A 1,030-nucleotide genomic window follows, 5' to 3' on the forward strand; every position below is an offset into this window, starting at 1 on the left:
CGGTCCCGGTGCCGCCACACCGTTGCCGCGGCGCAGCGCCCGCTGGGCGGTGTCGAGACACTGGTCGAGGCCGTAGCTGCCGAAGGTCAGATCGGATTCGTCGTCTTCGGCGCCGGTGAACCGGTCGCCCGGGACCACCACATTGCGGCGGCGGAATTCGAAGGGGTCGATGCCGAGTTCGCGGGCCAGTTCGTCGATCGCCGATTCGACGCCGAAGATCACCTGGCCGAGCCCGTAACCACGGAACGCCCCCGAGGGAACGTTGTTGGTGTACACCGCTCGCGCGTCGACCCGCTTGTTCGGGCAGCGGTAGACGGCCACCGATTCACCGACGGAATGGAACATCACGCCCGCGCTGTGGTTGCCGTAGGCGCCCGCGTCGGCGAGCACGTCCACCGAGAGCGCGGTCAGGATGCCCGCCGCGTCGGCGGCCGCGGTGACCGCGACCCGCATCGGATGACGGCAGGTGGCCGAGGTGAATTCGTCGGTGCGGGTGAACTCGTAGTGCACGGGATGCCCGGTGCGCAGGACCGCCAAGGCGATCAGGTCCTCGGCCAGCATCTCCTGCTTCGCCCCGAAACCGCCGCCGACGCGCGTCGCGAACACCCGCACGCGATCCCGGTCCAGGCCGAACAGATGGCAGAGTTCGTCGCGCACCAGGAACGGCACCTGGGTACTCGTTCGGAGGACGAGTCTGCCCGCGTCGTCGAGCCAGCCGATCCCGCCGTGGGTCTCCAGGTGTACGTGCTGCACGCGCGGCGAACTCCACACGCCGCTCACCACTTTCGCGGCTCGCGCGATTCCGGCATCGAAATCACCGACACCACCGTGGATCTCGGCGATGAGATTGCGCCGCGCATCGGCTATCCGTGCCGAGTCCGGCTTGTCGTCGTGCAGCAACGGCGCGCCGTCGGCCAGCGCCGCCTCGGGCTCGAATGACGTTCCAGCCGGCACCGCGGAAGTTGGACTCCAGCTCCTGGATGACCTTGCCGTTGCCGGTCACCGGGCCGTCGAGCTGCTGCAGGTTGCA

Annotated in this window: 1 protein-coding gene; it reads right to left on the reverse strand. The window is 68.9% G+C overall.

The features are described from left to right. Positions 1 to 954, reverse strand: a 954-nt coding sequence (locus tag AB0F44_RS30430) for a molybdopterin cofactor-binding domain-containing protein (protein WP_357361125.1), incomplete at its 3' end; no start/stop codon positions are given. Positions 955 to 1,030: the final 76 nt, after the last annotated feature.

This window comes from Nocardioides sp. NPDC023903, from assembly GCF_040639295.1.
GTDB lineage: Bacteria > Actinomycetota > Actinomycetes > Propionibacteriales > Nocardioidaceae > Nocardioides.